At 65.3% G+C, this 4,791-nt stretch carries 2 protein-coding genes; both read right to left on the bottom strand.

Annotated elements, in window-relative coordinates:
* Positions 1-3,786: protein kinase (locus VLE48_02805; GenBank protein HSA91914.1), on the bottom strand; the 3,786-nt coding region annotated here is incomplete at its 3' end.
* Between the two features lie 126 nt (positions 3,787-3,912).
* The coding region (gene metG / locus VLE48_02800; protein ID HSA91913.1) for a methionine--tRNA ligase subunit beta at positions 3,913-4,791 on the bottom strand (879 nt) is incomplete at its 5' end.

Below are 4,791 nucleotides of genomic sequence, written 5' to 3'. Positions count from 1 at the left end.
CAGCTTCTTTCCCGCCCGGCGCAGGCTGCCCTCCAGGATCGTGCCCACATTCAAGCTCCGGCCGATTTCGCCAGCCGGCACATTCTTGCCCTTGAACGAAAAGGCCGACGTCCGGGCCGCGACCTTCATACCCGGCACCCTGGCCAGCGCGTTGCTGATCTCTTCGGTGATGCCGTCGCTGAAAAACTCGTCATCGGGGGTGCTGCTCAGGTTGGCAAACGGAAGCACCGCGATGGATTTCGCCGCCCTCTCCGGTTCTCCCGAAGAGACGGTGGAGGCTTCCAGCCCCGCCTCGCGCAAGCGCACCCGCACGTGCTCGTTGGAACTCTTATGGCTGCCCGACGCCTCCGGCTCGCCGCGAGCCACGGCGGCTCCGGATTCGGGAATCTTCAGTCCCGCCTTGCGGAGTCCCTCCAGGATGCGGTCCATCAGGCCGCTCGAGTAATGCCAGCACTCGATGTAATGGCGCGCGTTCACTTCGATATCCTTATCCAGCGCGAGCAGTTCCTTCGCTGCCGCGGCGGCTTCGGCCCGGCGGCCGAGCAGGCCGCATAGGGAAGCCATCACCAGGGGTTGCCAGAACAGGCCCGGCATATTGACCCGCGTGGCGTGTTCCAGCGCTTTCTCGTAGTCTCCCTTGCTGCAACTTTCCCAGATGAGACTGAAGTGGTACCAGCCGGCATGGTGCGGATTGATGTCCATCGCCCGGCGCGTGATGGTCGCGCCGCGCTCGAAATCTGCGATGTGCACCAGCATCAGCCCCATTTCCGCCAGCGTGTCCGTGTTGCGCGGATTGAGCGCCATGGCCCGCTCCGCCGCGGTGCGGAACGCCTGCGTGTCGCGCCGGAAAAAATGGGTTTGCGCCAGTGCGTGATACCCCTGCTGGCAGCTCCGATCGAGGTCCACGGAGCGGCGGGAGGCCGCCAGCGCTCGTTCCAGCGCCTCCGGTCGCCGGTGGAACCCGAACCGGAATTCGTCGATGTACAGGTGCGAGAGACAGGCCCACACCACCGCGTGCCCAGGTTCGCGCTCCACCGCGCGCTCCAGGCCGTCCCGGGTACGGACGTGTTCTGTGGGCGTGATGTGCATCCGGTAGGCGTAGTAGCGCAGCACCCAGTCCACTGCGGTCAACTCGTCATCGGATTTCTCTTCCACGCTGGCAGCCATGGAACGTACGAGCACTCCGTTGGCGTCCGCCACGGTCGCCACTACCCGGTCGATGATCTCGTCCTGCACCGCGAAGATTCCCAGCTTAGCCAGGTCGCGGTCATAGGCTTCGGCCCAGAGTTGTGCGCCGCTCGCGGCGTCCACAAGTTGCGTGCTGACCCGGACCGTACTACCCGCCTTGCGCGCGCTGCCTTCCAGCACGAAACGCGCGCCCAGTTCGCGTCCCACGGTGCGAATGTCCTCCGAACGGCTCTTGTAGACCATGGCCGAGCTGTGGGCGACCACCTGAAGATAGGGAAAGCGCGAGAGCCCGGTCGTAATGTCTTCAGTGAGCCCCTCCGCCAGCCCCTGCAAGTCCGCGTCCGAGCTGCCCGGATTCTTGAAGGGCAGCACCGCGATCCACGGCGTTTGGGAGCGGGCACGAAGGCTCCCCGACTCAGTGCTCTCAGAAACCACTGCCGCCGTCTGGCCGCTCGGGTTATCGGGTTGGATAGCGCCCGCACTGCTCTCCGCTTCGGGAATCTTCAGCCCCGCCTTGCGCAGGCCATTCACCCAGTGTTCCGCCTGGTCCTTGTTCAGCCATTTGCCCACTTCGGCGTGCGCTTTGTGGGCAAAATCGGGATAGAGCTGGAGCAGATCCCGGATGGCGGGCTGTGCCGCGTCGGCGCGCCCCATCTGGCCCAGGGAGGCAGCCAGGGCGGCGTGATAGTAGAAGTACGTCGGCATGTTGATACGCTGCGCAACCTCCAGCGCCTTCGGGTAGTCCTGCTTGAAGTAGCTGTTCCAGAAGGCTGCGAAGTGGTACCAGCCCGGGTGGTGGGGATTCAGTTCCATGGCCCGGTCGGCCAGGGCCATGCCCCGTTCCCATTCTCCGCTGTAGGCGAGCAGCAGGCCCATCCAGGCCAGCGCCCAGCCGTCCAGTGGATTGAGTGTCAGGGTGCGCTCGGCCGCCTGGCGGAAGAAGTCGAACTCGCGGCGGAAGAAGTATGTCTGCGCCAACGCCATGGAACCCGGCTGGCTGGCGGGATCGAGGGCGACGGCGCGGCGCGCCGCGGCCAGGGCGCGCCCCAATGGGTCCGGCTGCGGATTGAATTCATGCTTGTGCTCTTCCAGGATGAGCGAAGAGAGGGCCGCCCAGGCGTCGGCATAGCCGGGATCCCGTTCGACGGCATGCTCCAGGCAGGCCCGGACCTCGGCATGTTCCTCGGCATTGAGGACGTGCCAGTAATTGAAGCTGCGCACCACGGCCTCGTAGGGGCTCAAGGTTTCCGCCGGGCGTCCATGAAACAGGCCTGCCATGCTTCGCGGCAGCACCCCGTAGGCGTCGGCGACGGTAGAGACGATGCGGGCGGTGAGCTGGTCCTGCAAGGTGAAGATGTTGGCGGCCGTCAGGTCGCGATCGTAGGTTTCCGCCCACAGATATGCGCCCGTCGCGGCATCATGAACCTGCACGCTGACTCGCACCGTCGAACCCGCCTTCCGCAAGCTCCCGTCCATCACGTAGCGTGCGCCCAGTTCCGGCCCCACACTCCGCACATCCACCGCTTGGCCCTTGTAACGCAGGGTCGAGTTGCGCGCGATGACGTGCAGGTAGGAAAAGCGTGAAAGTCCGGTGGTCACATCCTCACTCAGCCCGTCGGCCAGCGCTTCCAGATCCGTGTCGCCGCTCGGACTTTTGAAGGGCAGTACCGCCACCCATAGCTCCTCGCCTCGCGCCGCGCCGGCACGCTCGGCGCTGCCCGCCGTCGCGGGGGACCGCCCCGAATCCGTGTCCCGCTTCAGTCGTTCCAGGTCGGCCCGCATCTCGCTGGCGTGCTGGTAGCGCAGCCGCGCGTCCTTTTCCAGCGCCTTCTGGATGATGTCGCCCAGCTTCTGCGGCAGGTCGGGGCTCAGGTGTTCAGTCGAAGGCCTTTCGTTCAGGATGCCGTTGAAGATGGCCGCGGACGTATCGCCCCGGAACGGGCGCATCCCCGTGGCCATTTCGTAGAGCACCACGCCGAACGAGAACAGGTCGGTGCGCGCGTCCAGGTCCTTCCCCAGCGCCTGCTCCGGAGACATGTACGCCACCGTGCCCAGAACCATGCCCGGGCTGGTCAGGTGTTCTTCCTCGTGCGCCGTGGCCGTGACTTCCGTCGGTCCGGCGTCCTTGTGCGCCACCTTGGCCAGGCCGAAGTCCAGCACCTTGGCGAGCCCGCGCTGGGTCACGAACAGATTTGCCGGCTTGATGTCCCGGTGGACGATGCCGTGGGAATGTGCCGCATCCAGGGCATCGGCGATCTGGATTGCCAGGCTGAGCAGAGCCTCCCGTTCCAGCGGCCTGCCTTCGACCTTGTGCCGCAGCGTGGTGCCTTCCAGGTATTCCATCACCAGGAACAGATGGCCTTCGTGCTCGCCGATCTCGTGGATGGTGCAGATGCCGGGATGGTTGAGTGCGGAGGCGGCCCGGGCCTCGCGGCGGAAGCGCTCCAGCGCCTGTGTGTCTTGGGCCACGTCCTCGGGCAGGAACTTCAGGGCCACGAAGCGGCCCAGGTTGGCGTCCTCGGCCTTATACACCACACCCATGCCGCCACCACCCAGTCTTTCCACGATCCGGTAGTGCGAAATGGTCTGGCCTACCACGAACGCTACTCCCAAGAGGAAAGGGACAGCCGACGGTTCAGGTCACGAGGGCACCGAAATCACCAATCGCAACCTGACTCGATGGCCAAATGACCGGATTCCCTCTGTGCCTGTGTATCTCTGTGGCTATTTCAGCTTGGCGCCCACCGGCACATCTTCCAGGAACCCGCACAGCACCGGCGTCCCCTTTTCGCCCACCGACGCCGCCACGATCATCCCGTTCGACTCCAAACCGCGCAGCTTGCGCGGCTGCAGGTTCACGACGATCACCACCTTGCGTCCCACCAGCGTCTCCGGCTTGTAGGCCTCGGCGATTCCCGCCACCACCTGCCGCACTTCTGTGCCGATATCGACTTCCAGTCGCAGCAGCTTGTCTGCGCCTTTTACCTTTTCGGCCACCTTGATCTCGCCCACGCGCAGCTCCACCTTGGCGAAATCCTCAATGCTGATGCGCGAATCGCCGGCCGCAGTCGTCGCAGGCTGCGCCGGAACTGTTGCGGGCGCGGGTGACGTCGCTGCCGGCGCCGCTTCCTTCTTCTCCGTTTCTGCTGCCTTTGGCTGGCTCTCCATCTGCTGCATCCTCTCGATCACCGATTTGTCCGCGCGCGGGAACACCGGCTCCACCAGGCCCAGCTTGGTGCCGTGAGCCAGTTGTCCCCACTCCAGCTTGTCCAGCCGCGCCTTGGCCACCGCGCCCAGTCCCAGTTGCGACCATATCCGCCCGGTCGCTTCCGGCATCACCGGATGCACCAGCGCCGTCACCACGCGCAGGGCCTCCGCCGCCGTGTACAGCACCGTCGCCAGGCGCGCCCGGCTGTCTTCATCGGTTTTTTCCGCCAGCGTCCAGGGCTCGTTTTCCACCAGGTACTTGTTCACCGCAGCCACCACCGTCCATGCCGCTTCCAGCGCTTTCGAGAACTGGTAGTCCTCGAACAGCTCCCGATAGCTGCGGATCACCTCGCCCGCGGTCTGCGCAATCTGCTCATCCGCCGCCGTCCGTGTCTT

The sequence above is a fragment of the Terriglobales bacterium genome (assembly GCA_035454605.1).
GTDB lineage: Bacteria > Acidobacteriota > Terriglobia > Terriglobales > Acidobacteriaceae > DATMAB01.
Note: the sequence above shows the minus strand (reverse complement) of the source record. Positions and strands in the feature narration are given on the sequence as shown.